The organism is Pseudomonas sp. B15(2017) (assembly GCF_002113215.1).
Lineage (GTDB): Bacteria > Pseudomonadota > Gammaproteobacteria > Pseudomonadales > Pseudomonadaceae > Aquipseudomonas.
Window position 1 is genome coordinate 1 of sequence record NZ_NEJZ01000009.1, and the last position, 18,796, is coordinate 18,796.

Below are 18,796 nucleotides of genomic sequence, written 5' to 3' on the forward strand. Positions count from 1 at the left end.
GAAATCTCCCACGGATCTGTACTGCGCCAACAGTCAGAATCGAGCCTTGTCCCTCCTCCTCCCTTCAAGTACCAGCATACAAGCGAGCTTGCTCGCGAATGCGGTATGTCAGTCAAGAATGAGTCGACTGACTGTCCGTCTTCGCGAGCAAGCTCGCTCCCACAGGGTTGTTCACAGATCTGGCGATTAGCGGTTAAGCAGCTCCAGACGCTCACGCACCGCCACTTCGATCCCTGCCTCGTCCAGCCCGCACTCGGCCAGCATCTGCGCCGGCTTGGCGTGCTCGACGTAAACGTCCGGCAAGCCCAGGTGCAGCACCGACTTGAGGATGTTCTCGCGGGCGAGGAATTCGCTGACTGCGCCACCGGCGCCGCCCATGATCGCGTTCTCTTCGATGGTCACCAGCAGGTCGTGGCTGTTGGCGATTTCGCGCACCAGCGCTTCGTCCATCGGTTTGACAAAGCGCATGTCGACCACGGTCGCGTCCAGCGTCTCGCCAACCTTCAGGGCTTCGGCCATCTGCACGCCGAATACCAGCAGGGCGACTTTGCTGCCCCGGCGACGCACCACACCCTTGCCGATCTCGATCGGTTCGAGGTCTTTCTCGATGGTCGCGTTCGGGCCGGTGCCGCGTGGGTAACGCACCGCCGCCGGGCCGTTGTACAGGTGGCCGGTGGTGAGCATTTTGCGCAGCTCGTTTTCATCGCTCGGGGTCATGATGACCATGCCCGGGATGCAACGCAGGTAAGACAGGTCAAAACTGCCGGCGTGGGTCGGGCCGTCTTCGCCCACCAGGCCCGCGCGGTCGATGGCGAACAGCACGTCGAGGTTCTGCACCGCGACGTCATGCACCAACTGGTCGTAACCGCGTTGCAGGAACGTCGAGTAGATCGCCACCACCGGTTTCGCGCCTTCGCAGGCCATGCCGGCGGCGAGGGTCACGGCGTGTTGCTCGGCAATCGCCACGTCGAAGTAGCGCAGCGGGAAGCGTTCGCTGAACGCCACCAGATCCGAACCTTCCTTCATCGCCGGGGTGATGCCTACCAGACGCGGGTCGGCAGCAGCCATGTCGCACAGCCATTCACCGAACACGCCGGAATACTTCGGCCCGCTGGCCTTCTTCGGCGCAGCGGCCGGGGCGTCCAGCGGTTCGAGTTTGGTGATGGCGTGGTAACCGATCGGATCGACTTCAGCCGGGGCGAAGCCTTTGCCCTTCTTGGTGACGATGTGCAGGAACTGCGGGCCTTTCAGATCGCGCATGTTGCGCAGGGTGGCGATCAGGGTCGGCAGGTCGTGGCCATCGATCGGGCCGATGTAGTTCCAGCCCAGTTCTTCGAACAGGGTGCCGGGAACCAGCATGCCTTTTGCGTATTCTTCGGTGCGACGGGCGATTTCCCAGGCGCCGGGCAGGCGCGACAGCACTTTTTTGCTGCCTTCACGCATGCTCGCGTAAGTGCGGCTGGAAAGGATCTTCGCCAGATAGTTCGACAGACCGCCGACGTTGCGCGAGATCGACATGTCGTTGTCGTTGAGGATCACCAGCATGTTGGCGTCGACTTCCGGCGCATGGTTCAGCGCCTCGAACGCCATGCCTGCGGTCAATGCGCCGTCGCCGATCACGGCAATCGCCTTGCGATCAATGTTCTGCAGGCGGGCGGCGATGGCCATGCCCAGCGCGGCGCTGATCGAGGTGCTGGAGTGACCGACGCCAAAGGTGTCGTACTCGCTCTCGGAGCGGCGCGGGAAGGCCGCGATGCCGTCCTTCTGGCGCAGGGTTTCCATGCGCTCGCGACGACCGGTGAGGATCTTGTGCGGATAGGCCTGATGACCAACGTCCCACACCAGACGGTCGTCCGGGGTGTCGAAGACGTAATGCAACGCGATGGTCAGCTCGATGACGCCCAGGCCGGCACCGAAATGCCCACCGGTCTGGCCGACCGTGTAGAGCAATTCCAGGCGCAACTCATCAGCCAGGGTTTCCAGCTCGGCTTCGCCTAACCGGCGCAGGCCGTCCGGCGTGTTCGCGCGGTCGAGCAGGGGCGTGGTCGGGCGCTTGCGGGGAATCTCATGAAACGTCGTGGGCATCAGGCGAATCGTTATAGGTATAAAAGATGCGGCAGTTTACCTGATGCATCGCCCCCTGCCCACGCGTTGGTCTTTTTTGGCTGATTAGCCTTCAGTTACGCCGATCGACGATATACCGGGCCAGATCGCGCAACGGCTCGGCAGCCGCGTCAAACGGTCGCAGTGCGTGCAGGGCCTGATCGCGCAGTTCCAGCGCGTAAGCCTTGGCGGCGTCGAGACCGAGCAGGGCCGGGTAGGTCGGCTTGTCGCGGGCGATGTCGGCACCCTGGCGTTTGCCGAGGGTTTCGGTATCGCTTTCGACGTCGAGGATGTCGTCCTGGACCTGGAACGCCAGACCGATGGCCTGTGCATAAGTCTGCAGCGACTTCAATTCATCCTTCTCGGCACGGCCGCTGGCCAGCGCGCCAAGTTTGACGCTGACCTCGATCAGCGCGCCGGTCTTGTGCCGGTGCATTTGTTCCAAAGCTTTCTGGTCGAGCTTGAGGCCGACCGAACCGAGATCGATGGCCTGACCGCCGACCATGCCGGCCGGGCCTGCCGCGTGCGCCAGCGCTGTGACCTGTTGCAGGCGGATGTCTGCGCTCAGGTCGCTCAGGCGCGGGTCGAGCAGGGCGCCGAACGCCAGACTCTGCAAGCCGTCGCCGGCCAGAATCGCGCAGGCTTCGTCGAATTTCTTGTGAGTGGTCGGCTGGCCGCGACGCAGATCGTCGTCGTCCATCGCTGGCAAATCATCGTGTACCAGCGAATACGCATGGATCAGCTCAACCGCACACGCCGCGCCGTTGGCCTGCTCGGCCTTGCCGCCAAGGGCTTCGCATGCCGCGTAGGCCAGCAGCGGGCGCACGCGTTTGCCGCCGTTCATCACGCTGTAGCGCATGGCTTCATAGAGGCGCGCCAGTTCTGGCAACGGGGCATTGAACAGGGTTTCCAGCGCCGCGTTGACCCGCGCCTGGCTGGTAGCCGAATACGCTGCAATCATTCTGGCTGATCCGCGTCGAAGGGTTCCTCGGCGAGTTCGCCATCGCGCTCCAGCAATACCTGGACCTTCTGCTCGGCCTGGGCCAGCGCCGCCTGGCAGTCACGGGTCAGGCCGATGCCCTGCTCGAAGGCGGTCAGCGAGTCTTCCAGCGACAATTCACCGTTCTCCAGACGCTCCACCAGCGTTTGCAGGTCGGCGAGGGACTGTTCGAAATCCAGTGCAGCTTTTTTGCGGGCCATGGCGGCTAATTCCGGTTGACGTTAAACCGGCGCGACACTAGCAGATAGGGGGGGTATGGGCAAATGAGCGGGCCGACGGACAAGGGTGTCAGTCGGTCGATTCGTCCGGATATTGAATCTGATACCGAGTGCTGCGTCCGCCGCCCGGAAGACGTTGCAGGCAGCCCTTTTCCAGCAGTTCCGCCAAATGTCGGGTGGCCGTGGCTTTGGAGACCTTGGCCACACTCTGGTATTGCGCTGCACTGATACCGTGCTCGAAACCGCGCTCACCACCGTCGAGCAAACGATTGAGCACTTTGATCTGCTCCGCCGACAGCCCGGATTCCCGGTGCGCCTGCCAGAAGCGTGATTTTCCCAACACACTTTCAATCCGCGCGATGGCCTGTTGCAGACTGCGCAGCAAGGTTTGCAGGAACCATGTGAGCCAGTCGGTAATGTCCAGCGTGGCTTTCTGGCTCGATTCGAGAATCCGGTAATAGCCCGCACGATCATCAAGGATGCTGGCGGACATCGCATAAAAACGAATCGCCTGCGCTTCGCCCTGAGCCAGTGCCAGATCGGTAAGGGTGCGAGTCAGGCGTCCATTGCCGTCGTCGAATGGATGCAAGGTGACGAACCAGAAATGTGCGATGCCAGCTCGCAAGAATGGATCGAGGCCTGCCTGTTGCCGACTGGCGTCGAACCACTTGAGAAAACTGTCGAGTTGCCCCTCGAGGCCTTGCCTTGGTGGTGCCTCGAAATGCACGGTCGGACGCTCGATTCGTCCGGAAACCACCTGCATCGGCTCATCGCCGCGTAATGCGCCGACATTGATTGCACGCGAAAGGAAGCCACTCTCCGGTTCTGGAAACAGCCACGAATGCCATTCCAGCAATCGTTCCAGCGTCAGCGGTGCGGCGAAACGTTGAGTGGCATCGAGCATCAATTGCGCCAGCCCCTCGCTGCGTTTGCTGACGTTGTCGCCATCCGGTGATTCCAGCCCCAGGCGTCGTGCCAGTGAAGAACGCACGGATTCAACATTCAATTGTTCCCCTTCGATGGCCGAGGAGGTCACGATGTTTTGCAGCAACGCGTCCAGTTCAGTCTGAGCGCTCAGTGAATTGCCCACTGATCCCGCCATACCCATCAATTGTCCCTGCGCCTGAACGCATTCGCGCAACAGCGCAGTGAGACGCTCTGCCTGCCAGTTGAAGTCGGGCCAATCGGGCTGTTGCCAGATCCAGTGAGTTGCCATGAAATGCCGTTCCTGAGTGCGTGAGCCGAATAGAAACGCTATTCGGCTCATTTGGTGAGCCGAATATGACGCCTATTCGGCTCATCGTCCACCCGAGGTCGTGATTCCCACCGCATTTCAAGATGTATCCGATTGTTAAAAAACTGCCGAATCGCTAACCTTCGCGCCTTCTACGACCCAACAGTCACGGGTCTTTCAGACGAAACGCAGTTTTCAGCGCTGTGAAGTACCGAGGATCGGGTGCAAGGTTTCGTTCAGGCATGGCAGGAGGCATCACATGCGTTCACTTTTTTTGCTGCTGATCGGGTTGGCCTGCGCGCCCGCGCTGCTGGCGGCGCCGAGTGCGGAGCTGTCGGAGCCGGTGGGGGGCTGGCGTTATCACGGGCTGCTCGATCGCACGGAAAATCCGCAGGTCGCCTATCCGACGCCGCCCATCGATCGCGGCATCCAGCGCAATCGCACGATGATCGAGGGCCAGCTCAAGGCCATCGGGCATCTGCGTCCGCCCCACAGCCTGGCGGTGAACGGCAATCCACTGAATCTGTACACCGACGACCAGGGCCGTTTCGCCCGGCCGTATGCGTTCGGCGCCGGTTCCAACAGCGTCGAGGTGATCAGCGCTGACGGCCAGTCGCTCAAGCGCGTTCAATTCTACGAAGCCAACAATTTGCGCACGCCGGCGCGGATCCGCGTGGTACTGGGTTGGGACGATCCTAAAGCCGAACTCGACCTGCACGTCATTACGCCTGACGGCCAGCACGCCTTCTGGGCGCGTCCGGCGATGAGCAACGGCGGTGGCCTCGATCCGGACGGCGTCGACGGCCCCGGCCCGGAAATGTTCACCATGACCGCGCCGCTGCATGGCACCTATCTGGTTTACGTCAACTATTGGGGCAACTTCGGTAACGGCGGCTATAACTTCGAGGAGGCCAGCAACCAGAACGAGGTCATCACCTCGCAAATCACGCTGGTACTCAACGAAAACACCGTCGACGAAAAACGCGAAACGTTCATCGTGCCCCTGCGGGCCATCGGTGATCTGCTGCTGGTCAAGACTTTCAACTATTAAGCATCCCGCACCACGGATGAACTGCCGAGCTTTGGGAACATGAGCGAGAACATGAGCGAAAACACTGAGACCCCGGCCACCGATACGCCCGCCGCCAAACCTTCCCGGCGCTGGCCGTTGCTGGCGGTCGGGCTGTGCCTGGTGGCCGGCGTGGCGGGCGGGCTCGGCTGGCTGATGCACAAACCCAAGGCGCCGCCAGCGGAATTGGCCAGCGACAAGCTCGGCCTGAGCCGCCCGGACGCGCTGCTGGAAACCCGCTCCCTGAGCCAGTTGCCCAAGGATTTGCTGACGGTGCCGTTCCTCAAAGCCACGCTCACCGAGGATTTCGTCTTCTATTACGAAACCCACGCCGACCGTCTCGGGCTGATCGGCAGTCTGCGGCGGATCATCTACGAGCATGACCTGAAGCTGCAAGACAGCCTGATCGAGCAACTCTTCGATCAACCGGCGGACGTGGCGCTGTGGCGCGGCGCCGATGGTCGTTTGAAGGATTTCCTGCTGGTGATGGATCGCGGCGGGTTGGCCAAGTTGCTGGAGCCCTTGGCGAAAGTCGCTCTGGATGATTCGCAACTGAGCGTGTTCAGCACCCTGAAAGTCGGCGGTGACGAAGTGCCGCTGTATCAACTGACCTACAACGCCGGCAAATCCCTGCTGTTCGGCTCCCGTGGCGACAAACTGGTGGTGCTGTCGAACCCGGCCAAGTTCTACGATCCGGAAAACGGCGCTTCCGAAGAGTCCGGCCATGTCTCGCCGCAAGCCCTCGCGGCGCTGCTCAACGGTGAAAAACTGTTCCCCGAGGCGTTCGGGCTGCCGGTCAAGACGCCTGAAACCAGGCAGCGTCTGTCGGTCAATTCCAGCGTCCTGGCCATGGGGTACCAGCGTTTCATTCCGAATTTCGCCGGTCTGCGTTTCGACATGGACGACAAGGGCTGGCACAGCTATCTCGCGATGGATGAACTGGACAACCAGCCGGACTTCGATTTCAAACCGGTCTGGCAAGCCATGCCGCTGGGCGCCAGTGCCTGCGTGACCTTGCCGGTCGCTGCCGAGCCGCAGAAACCGTTGCTGGTGAAGCTCGGTGCCGAAGAGGCAGTGGCGCAGAAACTCACCGAACATGTTGCCGGCGCGGCGGGCCTGTGCTGGTACGCCGATTCGCGGTTGTACACGCCGTTGCTGGTGGCCAGTCTGAACGACGAAGACAACGGCAAGCTCGACGCGGATATCGGCACATTGTTCGATTCGATGGTCGGCGCCTACGAAAGCAAGGTCGACGAGCACGCGTTCCCGGTGGTCGAGAAGCAGGAAGGCCAGAGCCACCTCTGGCAGCGTCAGGTCAGCTCCAACTTTGGCCCGTACGCGGCCAGGGATGCCGAGAACCCGGATGCAATCACCGGCCGTGCCTTCATGAAAGTCAGCCTGGCGCGCCACGGTTCGACGCTGCTGTTCTCCCTCGACGACAAACTGGTCGACAAGGCCCTCGGCACCCTCGACAAGCGCTTCCCGCCGATGGCCGATGTGCTGCCGAAAGACGTGCTGATGCCGATCTATTTCGGCCCGGATTCAATGGCGCAACTGATGCAGCAGGAAACCCTCGACAGCCTGCCGCAGGACATGGAGCCGGTGTTCTACAACGCCGCGCAAACCTACCTGATCCCGAAACTGCGCACCCTCGGCGGCATGGGCAAATACGCCCTGACTCTGCCCGAGGGCAGCGAGCCTGACGGTCACTGGCAATGGTTGCCGCTGGAGTGGAAAGCGCTGTGACGACATTGATCCGCAGCCTCGGCTTGCTCGCGCTGTTACTGAGCGCGGGTGCCCGAGCGGTCGAAACGCCGGCACTCGATCCTGCGCAGTCCCAGGTTTTTCGCGCCTGGTTCGTGCGCATCGCTCAGGAGCAGTTGAGCAAAGGCCCGAGCCCGCGCTGGTATCAGCAGGACTGCGCCGGGCTGGTGCGGTTTGCCGCCAACGAAGCGCTGAAAGTCCATGACGACAAATGGCTGCGCAGCAACGGCGTGTCCAATCGCTACCTGCCGCCGGAGCTGGCGTTGAGCGACGAGCAACGCAAGTTCGCCCAGCAATGGCAGCAGGGCGGCGGCAAGGTCGGGCCCTACGTCAACGCGATCAAACTGATTCAGTTCAACAGCCATCTGATCGGCCGCGACGTGTCCCAGGCACGGCCCGGCGATCTGATGTTTTTCGATCAGGGCGACGACCAGCACCTGATGATCTGGATGGGCCGCTACATCGCCTATCACACCGGCACGACCACCCCAACCGACAACGGCATGCGTTCGGCAAGCCTGCAGCAACTCATGACATGGAAGGACACCCGATGGATACCCGACGCAGCCAACCCCAACTTCATCGGCGTCTATCGACTGAACTTTCTCTCCCAATGACCGGTGCCCGCATGTTGCGTTTACTGCCTTTTCTGTTGCTGTCAGTCCTGCCGTTTTCGGCCGTGAATGCCGAAGACTCCGTGGAGCCAAGCGGCTACACGCCGGTCTCCGGTGAAAGCTTTTTCCTGCTGGCCGACAGCAGTTTCGCCGCCGACGAACAGGCGGTGGTGCGCCTCGAAGCGCCGGGCCGTGACTACCGCCGTTTCCGTATGGAACCGTACGGCGGCGCCGACATTCGGGTGTACAAGATCGACAAGCCGCTGGACTTCCTCAAGCGCCAGAAAAACCTGCACCGCGTGGTCAGCGACGGCCAGTTCAAGGGCGAAGGCCTGTCGAACACCCTCGCGTACCTGTGGGACAACTGGTACCGCAAATCCCGTCGGGTGATGCAGCGTGCGTTCTCCTACGAGTCGCGTCAGCAAGTCACCGAAGAGGTGCCGGAGCTGAAGATGGGCAACGCCATCGCTGCGCCAACGCCGTACGACGCGCAGCCGCAGTTCGCCCTGATTCCGGGCCTGCCGGTGGTCAGCCAGTTCCGCTATCCGCTGTGGCAGGCCAAGCCGATCCAGCCGCCGACAGGCGTGAGTCTGGCCGGGTCTTCCAGCGAGTTCGTCAGCGTTGCGCCGGGCAACGTCTACATACCGCTGGGCAATCTGAAACCGGGCCTGTATCTGGTCGAAGCGCTGATCGGCAAGTACCGCGCGACCACCATGGTTTTCGTTTCCAACACCGTGGCGGTGAGCAAGATTGCCGGTGATGAATTGCTGGTGTGGGCCGCGCGCAAACACGAAGGCAGCTCGGTGCCGAAGGTCAATGTGCTGTGGACCGACGGCCTCGGTGTAATGAGCAGCGGCGCCACCGACAACGACGGTTTGCTGCGCCTGAAACACGTCAGCCCGGAGCGTTCGTTCGTCATCGGCGAGGACGAAGAGGGCGGCGTATTCGTCTCGGAAAACTTCTATTACGACAGCGAAATCTACGACACCAAACTCTACGCCTTCACCGACCGGCCGCTGTATCGCCCGGGGGATTGGGTGTCGCTGAAAATCGTTGGCCGCGAATTCAAGAACGCCCGGGATTCGGTATTGCCGGGGGCGGCGGACGTCAATGTCAGCGTGCTTGATGCGACGGGCACCGAGTTGCAGCGTCTCGATCTGAAGCTCGATTCGAAGGCCGGCACTCAGGGCCGCTTCCAGTTGCCGGACAACGCCGTGGCCGGTGGTTACGAGCTGCGTTTCAACTACAAGGATCAGGCCTACAGCAGCGCGTTCCGGGTAGCGGAGTACATCAAGCCGCACTTCGAAATCTCGCTGAATCTGGCCAAGCAGGATTACCGAACCGGCGAACCGGTGAAGGGCAGCCTGGTGCTGCTGTACCCGGACGGCAAACCGGTGGCCAACGCCAAACTGACCCTGAGCCTGCGCGCCCAGCAACTGTCGATGGTCGACAACGAGCTGCAATACCTCGGGCAATTCCCGGTGGAGCTGACCAGCACCGAACTGACCACCGACAGCAAGGGCAATGCGACCCTTGACCTGCCAGCCGCCGACAAGCCGAGCCGCTACATGCTCACCGTGTTTGCCAGCGATGGCGCGGCGTACCGGGTCAAGACCACCAAGGAAATCCTCATCGACCGGGGCGCCGCCAGCTTCCGTCTGACTGCGCCACAGCGTTTCAGTGCGGTCGGTGACAAGGTCGCGTTCAGCTACGCCAACGAGGGTGGCAGTCAACAGGCGCAGGCCGTGGTGCCGAGCAGCTACAGCTGGGTGCGTCTGGAAGACCAGAGCACGGGCGAAGGCAAACTGGCGGCGAAAGACAAAGGCTTCAGCGTGACGTTTGATCGTCCGGGCACCTACAACCTGTCGCTGAAGGATCAGCACGGTCGAGTGCTTGGCGCGACCGGTCATTCGGTCACCGGTGACGGCGTCAAGGCTGTGCCGGGCACCGTGGAGATCGTCCTCGACAAGCCCGAGTACAAGGCCGGCGACGAGGCACTGGCGCTGATCACCTTCCCGGAGCCAGTCAGCGATGCGCTGCTGTCGCTGGAGCGCGACAAGGTTGAAGCTACCGCGCTGCTGGCCAAGGGCGGCGACTGGCTGAAACTGGAAAAGCTCAGCGACACCCAATACCGCGCGCGCATCCCGGTGAAGAACAACTTCGCGCCGAACCTGACGTTCTCGGTGCTCTACACCAAGGGCGGTCAGTACAGCTTCCAGAACGCCGGGATCAAGGTCGTCGCGCCGCAGATCGACGTGGCGATCAAGACTGACAAAGAGACTTATCAACCGGGCGATACCGTGACGGTCGACCTGACCACGCAATTCGCTGGCAAGGCTGTGCCGGCGCACCTGACGGTCAGCGTGGTCGATGAAATGGTCTACGCGCTGCAACCTGAGGTCGCGCCGACCATCGACCAGTTTTTCTATCACCCGCGCCGCAACAACGTGCGCACCAGCGCCAGCCTGTCGTTCATCAGCTACGACGTGGCATTGCCGGGCAGCCCCGGCGCGCCGGGCAAGGCCAACCGCAGCGAACGTGGGGTGAAAGTGCTGGAGCGGCCGCGCCGCGAAGACGTCGACACCGCTGCATGGCAGCCGGAATTGCTGACCGACGCCGACGGCAAGACGCGCTTCACTTTCAAGATGCCGGACTCGCTGACCCGCTGGCGCATCACCGCGCGGGCGATTGCCGATGACGGTCAGGTCGGACAGAAGAAGCAGTTCGTCCGCTCGGAAAAGCCGCTGTACCTGAAGTGGAGCGGGCCGAGCAAATTCCGCAAGGGCGATCAGCCGCAGCTTGGTGTGTTCGCCTTCAGTCAGGCCGAGAAACCGGTCAAGGCTGAGTTGGTAACGCACTACGCCAGCGCCGAACAGCGCCTGCCGGTGACCCTCGACAACGGCATCAACTACCTGCCGCTGCCGGCCTTCGCATTGGCCACCGGCGAGTGGACCGCCGAGCTGGTGCAGGACGGCAAAACCGCCGATGCCCTTGCTGTGCGCCTGACGGCGACCGGCGAAGGCTGGCAAGTGACGCAGACCCAGAGCCTTGACGTGGCCAGCGGCGACACACCGTTGAGCCTGCCGGCAGACGCGACCGACATTCGCCTGCGTCTGGATGACAGCCCGCAGGCGCTGTTCCGCTCTGCCCTCGATGATCTGCTCAGCTATCCGTACGGCGGCGTCGAACAGACCGCCAGCCGTTTGCTGCCGCTGAGCATCGCTTATCCGTCGCTGGCGTCGAGCCCGCAGATCCGCGACCGCTTGCGCCTGATCATGCAGAACAGTCGTCTGCGCCTGGTACAAATGGCCGGGCCGTCGGCGAGCTTCACCTGGTGGGGCTTCGACGGCGAGCCGGATGCGTTCCTCACCGCTTACGCCTATTACGCCGACTGGAACGCCAGTCAGGTGCTGGAGCTGACCTTGCCGCCGGAACACTGGCAGCGGGTGCTGGAGGTTTACGCCAAGCAGGCGCCGAACACGCCATTGCTGCAACGGGCGCTGATCCTGTCGTTCGCCAAGCAGATGCACTTGCCGGTCAACACGCTGCTCAGCGGCTTGATGGAGGATCTGGCCAGGGCCGGGGAAGGCAATGCCGAAACCCTGATGGACGACGGCGAAGACAGTCTGGTGATGGGCGATCCGGATTCGGCACTCGGTCTGGCGGCGGCGCGGGTCTTGACCGCATCGCTGGCCACCCAGTCGAAAGTCGCTTTGCCGGACGCGTTCAACCGTCAGCTGGGCGCTGCGCAACAGCGTTTGGCCGTCAGTTCGCAGCCGTTTGCCGAAGCGCTAAACCTGTCCCTGCAACCGTTCGATCAGGCCCGTGCAACAGCGTTGTTGCAGCGCCTGCTGCCGCAGCAATCGACCCTCGAACGTGCGCTGGCGCTGACCTGGCTGCAACGCAGCATCGCTCAGGCGTCGCCGACCATCGCGCTGGCGCCGGGCGAAGGCTGGAAGAAAAACTACGGCGCGACCGGCGAGATGTTCTGGACGTGGCAGGGGGCTGCGCCGGTGCCGAGCGTGTTGACGGTGGCGGGCACTCAGGAGCGTCCGTTGCGTGCCGCGTTGAGCTTCCAGACCCAGCAACCGGCGGTCGATCCGATGGCGGTGACTATCACTCGTCGCCTGTCGCGTCTGGTGCCGGGTGACGAAGCCTTCACCTTCAAACTGGAACCGGTCGGCAGCAAGCCGTTGTCCAGCGACAGTCTGTATCTGGACGAAGTGATCCTCACCAGCAAAGCACCGAAACCGCTGCGCTACGGCATGCTCGAAGTGCCGTTGCCGCCGGGTGCCGATGTCGAGCGCACCACGTGGGGCATCAAGTTGCAGGGCAAGGACGGCACCGAGCCGACCGCGCTGGAGAAAGCACGTTTCGAACCGGGCCAACTGGCCTACGCGGTGCCGGTGGATGCGCTGAGCGGTGAATTGCGTCTGCGGCATCTGGTGCGTTTTTCGCAGAAAGGCCAGTTCAATCTGCCGCCGGTGCGTTTCACTCAGGTCTACGCGCCGCAGCACCGGGCCCAGGAAGCGAAAGCGGCCCTCGGTCAGGTCACGGTCAACTGACATGACCCGGCCGCTGCTGTGGCTGCTGATGTGTGTGATTCCTGCGCTGGCGACGGCGCAGGATGAACCTTTGCGCGTGGCGTACAAGGGCGAATTGTTGTCGCTGAACACGGCGCAAATGACTGCTCGCGAGCCGTTGCCATCGTCGCTGGAGACGCCGCTGGGCAGTCTGTGGAAGGTGATCGTTTACGCGTGGCTGGTGGATACCGGCGCACGGGAACCGGCCTATGAATGCCGCGGGCAGTCGAAGGAAGAAGTCTATTGCTGCGCCGCGGGCGGCAAGATCGAGCGTGATCAGGCGCTGGTGAAATCCTGCGGGCTGTATTTCGAGCCGGCGCGGTTGGGCATAACCGCTGGCGACTGGAGAGCCTATTGGCAGACGCGACAGGCGCCGTCGTGGTTGCTGGATTTGCCATCGGTGCAACCGGCTACTCGGGTTTCCGTGGCTGACTTGTTGAAGGTTTTGTCTTGGCTGCCGGCTCAGGATCAGATGCGCCGTGTGCTGCTCGATGTCGTTTTGAATGCGGCGGATGGCAATGTCGTCGGTGAGCTTGGCGGACGTTTGCGGGTGAAGACCTGGAGCTGGCTCGGCGATCAGGATCCGCAATCACGTCAGGGCGGTTTCGCTGGCTGGACGGCAGATGGATCGCCGATCTGGGCCGGTGGCCGGGGCACCAGTCAGATGGTTCTGCGGCATTACGGTTCGGCGCTGGCGACGTTGTTGCTCGCATCATGGCCGGCGGAAGCGGGAAGTTGCGTTGAGGTCGGACTGTTCTCGCGTTATCCGGTTTCGCGGGTTCTGGCGGGTGAACGCGTTGCTGGCTCCGGCCCGTTGCAGGGCGATTACCGCGTCGAGTTCGCCAACGGCAATGCGCTGGATATCCACAGCGACGGCGAACTGTTTCTGCTCAACGACAAGCTGGTCGCCCGGCTGGATCGCGAAGAATACGTCGCCCGCGTGCTGGAGCGTGAAGCCAAACCCGAACCGGCCGAAGCCGCCAAAGCATTGGCCGTGGCAATCCGCACGTATCTGCTGCAAAACGCCGCACGCAACGGCGAATGTCTGAGCATCGACGACAGCAGCACCCGGCAACGTGTCGCCCCGCGTCCGGCCTCTGCCGAATCGCGCAATATCGCAGCATGGACGGCGGATCTGGTGCTGGCCGGCAGCACCGTCACCTATCACTCCGATCAACCCGGCCCCGACAAACTCGCCTGGCAGCAGGCCGTCGAACAAGCCAATGCCGGCCAGCGTTACGACGCGATCCTGCTGCATGCTTATCCGCGCGCGAGCCTCAGCCGTTGGGACAACCCGGTGGCGTCCTGCGAAGCGCTGCCCGCCGCGCAGGACTGGCTGCAAAAGCAGCGGCGCGGCTGGCGTCCGAAGCTGGAAGGTGAAACCGGCTACAGCGAAGTCAGCACATTCGCCGTCTGCAAACTCGCCTTCGGCCGGCCCTTCGTCGACCGCGAACGCCAGCGCATCTACGTGCGCGGCGTGCTGTCGTTGCAGGATCGCCTCGACCTGACTCACGAATACCTGCACCTGGCCTTTGAAGCACACCCCAACGGCCAGGATGAAACCTATATCGAAGGGCTCGCCCGTCACCTTTTGCTGGAATAGACCATGACACACCGTTATCCACAGGTCTTGCTGTTGCTTTGCGCGTTCGCCGCTGTTTCGCCGGTGATCGCCGCTGACGGCGTCAAACTCGACACCCCGGTCGGCGGCTGGCGCAGCGGCGCGCCTGAAGGCGAGGGCGAGAGCTTTCGCCAGGCGGTCAACTACCCGGCCTCCTCGGTGAACACCCCCCTCGGCCAGGCCAACACCGCGCGCATCAGCGGCGAAATCAAGGCCACCCCGAAAAACAAAGAGCCCGGCCGCCTGATCGTCAACGGCGTCAGCATGCCCCTGAAAATCGACGACAGCGGCCGCTTTGATCGCCCGTTCTCCTTCCCCAACGGCAGCAACAGCGTTGAAGTCCGCAGCCCCGACGGTCAGCAACGGCATCGTACGCAATTCCTCAACACCAGCGGCGGCGCCACTCCGGCGAAACTTCGGGTGTTGCTGGCGTGGGACAGTGATGGCACCGACCTCGATCTGCACCTGATCACACCCGACGGCGCACACATCTGGTACGGCGATCGCGTCGCCCCCAACGGCGCGGCCCTGGACGTCGACGTGACCACCGGTTACGGCCCGGAAATCTTCGCCATGCCGGCGCCGATCAAGGGGCAGTATCTGGTGTATGTGAATTACTTCGGCGGTGGCTATCGCGGGGATGATGAAGGTGGGGAAGAGGCGGTACAGCCGCTGACTACGGCGCAGGTGACGGTGATTACCGAGGAAGGGACACCCAGCGAGAAGATGGAGACGTTCCTGGTGCCGATGCGGGCGGTGGGGGAGTTGACGTTGGTGAAGGCGTTTAGTTATCCGTGAGGGGATTGTGCAACGGGCTGTTGCACAGTTGAATTGGGCAGCAGCTTATTGCCCGATTGCGGTACCAATTCTCGCGAAACTACGGCTTGGCTGGATTCGACGTTACAACTCATCCAGGCTTATCTTGACTCGCTGAGGAGCGACAAGACGTTCGTGGACTGCGGCGATAAGCGCCACATCCTCCTTGCAGCGTAACTGGGCTTTGATCAGTAACTGATCCCTATCTGAGAGTTGCGGCTTCTGACAGTCATCATTATGGATTTTTGAGGAGTCCGTGATGGAGCACCGTAATGAGTTTTGCCATTACGGTAACAAGGAAGATATTGGGGCGTTAGATTTGGTTTTCTTGCGGGCATTAAAAAGCCGGCTTGTGGCCGGCTTCTCGGGGACTGGCTTGGTTTATTTTTGGTAAACCGCGCCAGCCTTCAAAACGTACATCCGGATCTTGCGTCCGGCTGTGGGACTTGGTCAGACAGTGGTCTGCCGCGTCAGGCGTCATCTGGGCCGCTTGGCGGGTCGATGCGCGAATGTGGGGCGCAGGATACTGAGTTTTGTTGGGGATTCCCAGTCTCAAGTGCGGATTAGAGCGATTTCTGCGGCAGGACGCGGGGATTTGTACCGTGTAGCCGGGCCTCTTTGCAGGCTAGCCAAGGGCCGGGAGTGACAGAGGGTCAGAGAAACGGCACCACCGGTCGCCGCTTGCCCAGCGTCGACCACCAGAACACCCACCCCAATACATGAATCCTCTGCTCCTCGATCTGCGCGGCGCGGAAGATTTCGTCCGGGTATTCGGCGCTGTTGTGGCTGCGCAGGCGCAGGGCGTTGCCGGGCATGCGGTGCAGGTATTTGATGCGCAGCATGCCGTCGTGCTCGATGGCGTAGATTTCGCCGTCCACCACCTGGGTGAGGCCGCGGTCGATGGCGAGGGTGGAGCCGTCTTCGATTTTCTCGGCCATGCTGTTGCCGATCATGTGGGTGCAGATGGCGTCGGAGTGGCGGATTTCCAGGGCTTCGAGGTGGCTGCGGGGCAGGCGGATGGTTTGGTCCGGGTCTTTGATGACGTGGGTCTTGTCGGAGCCAGGGGCAGTGGGGGCTTCCTTGTAGAGCGGCAATTCGATGTCGTTGGTTTCGAGCACCGTGTAGACGCCGCGAATGGCATGGGCATCGAGAATGTCGCCCGAGTCCGTATGCAGGTGCGGGGCCTCTTTCGGGCCTTCGCCGGTCTTCAGCCATTGGCTGTTGACGGACAGCAGGCGTGCGACCTCTTCCAGGCGGTACGCGGGTACGCCCCGGGTGTACCAGTTATGAACGTTTTGGGCTTCCGTGCCCCAGAACTTTGCGAATCCCGTGGTGGTGATGTTCGCAGCTTCCAGGAGTGCCTTGAATCTTGGACCGCTAGTGTTCTTTCTCATAAACGCGAGTCTACGGCCGGCCTAGAGCGGTTTGAATAAACCTTGCGTTCAAAATCAGGGCAAATTTTGCGACGGGATGTAAGACGTCATTGTGGGAAATTACACACACTAAAACTTTTCTGTAGGCCGCTATAAACAAGCTGTTTAAGCCCTGGGCGGCCAGGCACAAAAAACCCCGGATCAACCGGGGTTTTCTTCAAGCGTGTCGCAGGTCGCGAGGCTTAGCCTTTGTAGGCAGCAACCGACTTGGTGATCGCGGCGCGGGCGGCGTCTGCACCGTCCCAACCTTCGATTTTCACCCATTTGCCTTTTTCGAGATCTTTGTAGTTCGCGAAGAAGTGCTCGATCTGCTGGATCAGCAGGGCTGGCAGGTCGGTGTATTCCTTCACGTCCACGTACAGCTGGGACAGCTTGTCGTGCGGAACTGCGATGACTTTGGCATCGCCGCCGCCGTCGTCGGTCATGTTCAGGATGCCGACCGGACGGGCGCGGATTACCGAACCTGGAGCAACCGGGTAAGGGGTTACGACCAGTACGTCGAGGGGATCACCGTCGTCAGCCAGGGTGTTCGGGATGTAACCGTAGTTGGCCGGGTAGAACATCGGGGTGGCCATGAAACGGTCAACGAACAGGCAATCGCTGTCTTTGTCGATTTCGTATTTGATCGGCGCGTGGTTGGCCGGGATCTCGATCGCGACGTAGATGTCGTTCGGCAGGTCTTTGCCAGCCGGAATCTTGCTGTAGCTCATTGGGCGTTGCCCCCGTTAGTTGACCAAAAACACTTGGCCGGATTGACCAAAAAGTGGCGGCGATTATAGGCATATTCTGCCGTGGACGCCACGTACCGGAAGTCGTGCAGACCTTTACTCGTGAGCCTGATAGACCGGGTCGGTGGCCTGAAGTTGCTTCAGGCGGGCCAACGGATCCTGGCGGTAGAAAAGGCGCAACTGCGCATACACCTGTGGATAAGCCTCGTGCAGCAGATCCGGAGCGCTGAAGAAGTACTCGCTGGTGACGGCGAAGAATTCGGCCGGGTTCTCGGCGGCATACGGGTCGATGGCGGTTTCGGCATCGGGGTTGCGGTCGAGCTGGCGATTGAGGTCGTCGTATGCCGTCTGCATCACCTCGGCCCAGTCGCTGACCCGCATATCGGCGTGCAGCGGTGGCAGGCCGTTGGCGTCGCCGTTGAGCATGTCGAGTTTGTGTGCGAGTTCGTGGATCACCAGGTTGTAGCCTTCCCAGCCACCACTGGCCATCACGCCGGGCCAGGCGAGGATGATTGGCCCTTGTTGCCACGCTTCGCCGCTGTGTTCGCCGTCCCACTCATGCTCGACGCCGCTGGCATCGCGATGGCGTTGGGGGCTGAGGAAGTCGTCGGGGTAGAGGACGATCTCGTGGAAACCCTGATACCAGTTCAGGTCGCCGAGATGCAAAAGCGGCAATTGGGCCTGGGCGGCGAGCAGCAGGCGCTGTTCCTGATGCAGTTCGACGCCGGGCAGGGCGGTCAGGTGTTTGTCTTCGAGGAACAGCACGCTGGCTTCGCGCAGCCACTGGTCTTGCGCGGCAGTGATGCCATCGAGAAAGCTCAGGTGATGACGCACCCGCTGCCACATATCGTCGGCAATCGGGTGCTTGGCCAGAATGCGCCGGCGGCGCCAGGCGCTCAGCGACCACATCGGCTTAGTGCGATTGGGCTTTGGCGCCGCCGAAACGGCTGCGAATCACGCCGATGATCATCGGTACCAGCGACAGCAGGATGATGCCGACCACCAGCAGCGACAGGTTCTTCTTGATGAACGGCACGTTGCCGAAGAAGTAACCGAGCGTCACCAGGCCGCCGACCCACAGGACGGTGCCGAACACGCTGAAACCGAAGAAACGCGGGTAAGGCATCTTCGCGACACCGGCAACGAACGGTGCAAAGGTGCGGATGATCGGCAGGAAGCGCGCCAGGGTCACGGTTTTGCCGCCGTGCTTGTCGTAGAAATCGTGGGTCTGTTGCAGGTAATCGCGGCGGAAGATCTTCGAGTTCGGATTGCTGAACAGCTTTTCGCCCGCCGTTCGTCCGATCACGTAGTTGGTGCTGTCGCCCAGGATCGCCGCGAGCATCAGCAGCCCCGCCAGCAACACCGGGTCCATGCCACCACCCGCAGCCACGGCGCCGGCGATGAACAACAGGGAATCACCCGGCAGGAATGGCATCACCACCAGACCGGTCTCGCAGAAGATCACCAGAAACAGGATGGCGTAGATCCATGGCCCGTAATTATTCACCAGCAGGTCGAGGTAAACGTCGAGATGCAGGATAAGGTCGAGCGGGTTGAAATCCATGGAGGCACCTGTGGTGATGGCCTGACTCGGCAAGCCTGTGCGGATGACT

The 18,796-nt window shown here is 62.0% G+C and carries 14 protein-coding genes; 6 read left to right on the forward strand and 8 right to left on the reverse strand.

Translation table 11 applies throughout. The features are described from left to right. Positions 1 to 186: 186 nt before the first annotated feature. The 4 genes from dxs to CAF73_RS14610 all read right to left on the reverse strand — a co-directional run bounded on the left by dxs (position 187) and on the right by CAF73_RS14610 (position 4,537). Complete coding sequence (dxs, locus tag CAF73_RS14595; protein WP_085703087.1) at positions 187 to 2,085, reverse strand: 1-deoxy-D-xylulose-5-phosphate synthase; 1,899 nt, start codon at positions 2,083 to 2,085, stop codon at positions 187 to 189. 91 nt (positions 2,086 to 2,176) lie between these two features. Further along, positions 2,177 to 3,064 (reverse strand): (2E,6E)-farnesyl diphosphate synthase, encoded by an 888-nt coding sequence (gene ispA, locus CAF73_RS14600; protein ID WP_085703088.1) that lies wholly within the window; start codon positions 3,062 to 3,064, stop codon positions 2,177 to 2,179. Beyond that, positions 3,061 to 3,303 (reverse strand): exodeoxyribonuclease VII small subunit, encoded by a 243-nt coding sequence (locus CAF73_RS14605; RefSeq protein WP_007894317.1) that lies wholly within the window; start codon positions 3,301 to 3,303, stop codon positions 3,061 to 3,063. The genes ispA and CAF73_RS14605 overlap by 4 nt, the downstream gene beginning before the upstream one ends. A gap of 88 nt (positions 3,304 to 3,391) precedes the next feature. Further along, positions 3,392 to 4,537, reverse strand: coding sequence for a Fic family protein (locus CAF73_RS14610; RefSeq protein WP_085703089.1), 1,146 nt, complete (start codon positions 4,535 to 4,537; stop codon positions 3,392 to 3,394). Between the two features lie 277 nt (positions 4,538 to 4,814). Here CAF73_RS14610 and CAF73_RS14615 point away from each other — a divergent pair, with 277 nt between their 5' ends. Genes CAF73_RS14615 through CAF73_RS14640 form a run of 6 tightly spaced genes read left to right on the forward strand, consistent with a single transcriptional unit; the run spans position 4,815 to position 15,004 of the window. Continuing rightward, positions 4,815 to 5,606 (forward strand): YfaP family protein, encoded by a 792-nt coding sequence (locus tag CAF73_RS14615; RefSeq protein WP_085703090.1) that lies wholly within the window; start codon positions 4,815 to 4,817, stop codon positions 5,604 to 5,606. Between the two features lie 51 nt (positions 5,607 to 5,657). Further along, entirely contained in the window at positions 5,658 to 7,370 is a 1,713-nt protein-coding gene (locus tag CAF73_RS14620) for a DUF2138 domain-containing protein (RefSeq protein WP_085703091.1), read from the forward strand. After that, positions 7,340 to 8,005: a DUF1175 domain-containing protein gene (locus tag CAF73_RS14625; protein ID WP_176247736.1), complete on the forward strand. Its 666-nt coding sequence runs from the start codon at positions 7,340 to 7,342 to the stop codon at positions 8,003 to 8,005. Before CAF73_RS14620 ends, CAF73_RS14625 begins: the two co-directional genes overlap by 31 nt. Then, positions 8,002 to 12,567: an alpha-2-macroglobulin gene (locus CAF73_RS14630; RefSeq protein WP_085703093.1), complete on the forward strand. Its 4,566-nt coding sequence runs from the start codon at positions 8,002 to 8,004 to the stop codon at positions 12,565 to 12,567. The genes CAF73_RS14625 and CAF73_RS14630 overlap by 4 nt, the downstream gene beginning before the upstream one ends. A gap of 1 nt (position 12,568) precedes the next feature. Then, positions 12,569 to 14,188 carry a DUF2300 domain-containing protein gene (locus tag CAF73_RS14635; protein ID WP_085703094.1) on the forward strand — a complete coding sequence of 540 codons (1,620 nt, stop codon included), beginning with the start codon at positions 12,569 to 12,571 and terminating at the stop codon, positions 14,186 to 14,188. 3 nt (positions 14,189 to 14,191) lie between these two features. Then, entirely contained in the window at positions 14,192 to 15,004 is an 813-nt protein-coding gene (locus CAF73_RS14640) for a YfaP family protein (RefSeq protein WP_085697634.1), read from the forward strand. A 671-nt stretch (positions 15,005 to 15,675) separates the two neighbouring features. Here the strand turns inward: CAF73_RS14640 and CAF73_RS14645 are convergent. The 4 genes from CAF73_RS14645 to CAF73_RS14660 form a co-directional block, all read right to left on the reverse strand. Beyond that, on the reverse strand, positions 15,676 to 16,416 hold the full coding sequence (locus CAF73_RS14645) for a helix-turn-helix transcriptional regulator (protein ID WP_085697633.1): 741 nt from the start codon (positions 16,414 to 16,416) through the stop codon (positions 15,676 to 15,678). A 221-nt stretch (positions 16,417 to 16,637) separates the two neighbouring features. Continuing rightward, entirely contained in the window at positions 16,638 to 17,165 is a 528-nt protein-coding gene (gene ppa / locus CAF73_RS14650) for an inorganic diphosphatase (RefSeq protein ID WP_007933577.1), read from the reverse strand. A 114-nt stretch (positions 17,166 to 17,279) separates the two neighbouring features. Further along, the gene (locus CAF73_RS14655) at positions 17,280 to 18,092 is read right to left on the reverse strand and encodes a zinc-dependent peptidase (RefSeq protein ID WP_085703095.1); all 813 of its coding nucleotides are present in this window, start codon (positions 18,090 to 18,092) and stop codon (positions 17,280 to 17,282) included. Positions 18,093 to 18,096: 4 nt separating this feature from the next. Beyond that, on the reverse strand, positions 18,097 to 18,747 hold the full coding sequence (locus CAF73_RS14660; RefSeq protein ID WP_085697631.1) for a DedA family protein: 651 nt from the start codon (positions 18,745 to 18,747) through the stop codon (positions 18,097 to 18,099). Between the last annotated feature and the right edge of the window lie 49 nt (positions 18,748 to 18,796).

What these genes read in the sequence shown, in the direction of transcription:
- CAF73_RS14625 (WP_176247736.1), top strand. Translation starts at nt 7,340, where the DNA reads ATGGTTGCCGCTGGAGTGGAAAGCGCTGTGACGACATTGATCCGCAGC.
- CAF73_RS14660 (WP_085697631.1), bottom strand. Translation starts at nt 18,747, where the DNA reads ATGGATTTCAACCCGCTCGACCTTATCCTGCATCTCGACGTTTACCTC.
- CAF73_RS14635 (WP_085703094.1), top strand. Translation starts at nt 12,569, where the DNA reads ATGACCCGGCCGCTGCTGTGGCTGCTGATGTGTGTGATTCCTGCGCTG.
- CAF73_RS14605 (WP_007894317.1), bottom strand. Translation starts at nt 3,303, where the DNA reads ATGGCCCGCAAAAAAGCTGCACTGGATTTCGAACAGTCCCTCGCCGAC.
- CAF73_RS14615 (WP_085703090.1), top strand. Translation starts at nt 4,815, where the DNA reads ATGCGTTCACTTTTTTTGCTGCTGATCGGGTTGGCCTGCGCGCCCGCG.
- CAF73_RS14620 (WP_085703091.1), top strand. Translation starts at nt 5,658, where the DNA reads ATGAGCGAAAACACTGAGACCCCGGCCACCGATACGCCCGCCGCCAAA.
- ispA (WP_085703088.1), bottom strand. Translation starts at nt 3,064, where the DNA reads ATGATTGCAGCGTATTCGGCTACCAGCCAGGCGCGGGTCAACGCGGCG.
- dxs (WP_085703087.1), bottom strand. Translation starts at nt 2,085, where the DNA reads ATGCCCACGACGTTTCATGAGATTCCCCGCAAGCGCCCGACCACGCCC.
- CAF73_RS14645 (WP_085697633.1), bottom strand. Translation starts at nt 16,416, where the DNA reads ATGAGAAAGAACACTAGCGGTCCAAGATTCAAGGCACTCCTGGAAGCT.
- CAF73_RS14655 (WP_085703095.1), bottom strand. Translation starts at nt 18,092, where the DNA reads ATGTGGTCGCTGAGCGCCTGGCGCCGCCGGCGCATTCTGGCCAAGCAC.
- CAF73_RS14630 (WP_085703093.1), top strand. Translation starts at nt 8,002, where the DNA reads ATGACCGGTGCCCGCATGTTGCGTTTACTGCCTTTTCTGTTGCTGTCA.
- CAF73_RS14610 (WP_085703089.1), bottom strand. Translation starts at nt 4,537, where the DNA reads ATGGCAACTCACTGGATCTGGCAACAGCCCGATTGGCCCGACTTCAAC.
- ppa (WP_007933577.1), bottom strand. Translation starts at nt 17,165, where the DNA reads ATGAGCTACAGCAAGATTCCGGCTGGCAAAGACCTGCCGAACGACATC.
- CAF73_RS14640 (WP_085697634.1), top strand. Translation starts at nt 14,192, where the DNA reads ATGACACACCGTTATCCACAGGTCTTGCTGTTGCTTTGCGCGTTCGCC.